The organism is Streptomyces iakyrus, from assembly GCF_000717055.1.
In the GTDB taxonomy this organism is placed as follows: Bacteria; Actinomycetota; Actinomycetes; order Streptomycetales; family Streptomycetaceae; genus Streptomyces; species Streptomyces iakyrus.
Window position 1 is genome coordinate 1 of sequence record NZ_JNXI01000067.1, and the last position, 1,294, is coordinate 1,294.

Consider the following 1,294-nt stretch of genomic DNA (forward strand, 5'->3'; position numbering starts at 1 on the left):
CAGTGAACCGCACCTCGACCTCGGCGCGCACAAAGCGATGCGGGACGCTGTAGTAATGCTTCTCCACCTCGACGTGGTAATCGAGGCTGACGCGGCGGATCCGCCATTCGGCGAGTACGTAGGGGCTCGCCGGCAATGGCTTGAGCGCCGGCCGATCGACCTCCTCAAGCAGCCGGCGGCGCGTCACGCCGAGCCGCCGGATCGGCCGCTCCTCGTTGAGCCTGGTGAGCAGCTCGCCGATCGCCGCATTGACCTCGGCCAGGCTGTAGAAGGTGCGATGACGCAGGCGGCCGAGCAGCCAGCGCTCGACGATCAGGACGGCTTGCTCGACCTTGGCCTTGTCGCGCGGCTTGCGCGGCCGGGCCGGCAATATGGCGGTGCCGTAATGCGCCGCCATCTCCGCATAGGTCCGATTGATCTGCGGGTCGTACAGGCTCGCCTTGATGACCGCGACCTTGGTGTTGTCAGGCACCAGCAGCGCCGGTATGCCGCCGATCGCCGCGAAGGCGCCAACATGAGCGCTGATCCAGTCGGCGAGCCCCTGCGTCCACGTCGCCTGCGCGTAGGTAAAGCTCGAGGCGCCGAGCACGGCGACGAAGATCTGCGCCATTCTGCGCTCACCGGTGAGACGATCGACCACCACCGGCACGCCGTCGCCGGCATAGTCGACGAACAGCTTGTCGCCGGCTGCGTGCGCCTGGCGCATCGTCACCGACAGGCGGCCCTCCCAGGCGCGGTAAAGCTCACAGAAGCGCGAGTACCGGTATCCGTCGGGTTCGGCGGCGATGTACTCCTCCCACAGGATCGACAGCGTCACGTGCTTGCGCTTGAGCTCGCGGTGCACGGTCGTCCAATCAGGTTCGGCGATGCGGCGGTGACCCTGCCGGTTGCCATTGCCGGTCTTGGCGAACAGGCGGAGTTCCAGGGCCGCGTCCGTGAGCTCGTCGGGCAACGGCCAGGTCAGACCCGCGGCCTCGAACCGCCGGATCGCCAGCCGCACCGTCGAGGGCGCCGCTCCTACCCGTCGCGCAATCTCGCGGCTCGGCAGACCGGCCGCCTTCATCCTGATCACATCGCGCACACGGCGCATCGCAAGCCTCTCCGTCGGCATCCAGGGTCCCCCTTCGCAAAGCCGAAAGGGTTGACCTATGGGAGCCAGAAGAGGCCTCGTCACCCGGGCGACATCATCCCGGAATGGTGGGCGACATCATCTCGGAATGGGTGGGCGACTTCAAATCGGAATGGTGGGCGAGATCATCTCGGAATGCTGGGCGACATCGAGCGGAATCCGCAG

Annotated in this window: 1 protein-coding gene; it reads right to left on the reverse strand. The window is 66.9% G+C overall.

Going from position 1 to position 1,294, the window contains the following annotated elements:
- Positions 1-1,090: IS21 family transposase (gene istA / locus OO68_RS48825; RefSeq protein ID WP_245237466.1), on the reverse strand; the 1,090-nt coding region annotated here is incomplete at its 3' end.
- Between the last annotated feature and the right edge of the window lie 204 nt (positions 1,091-1,294).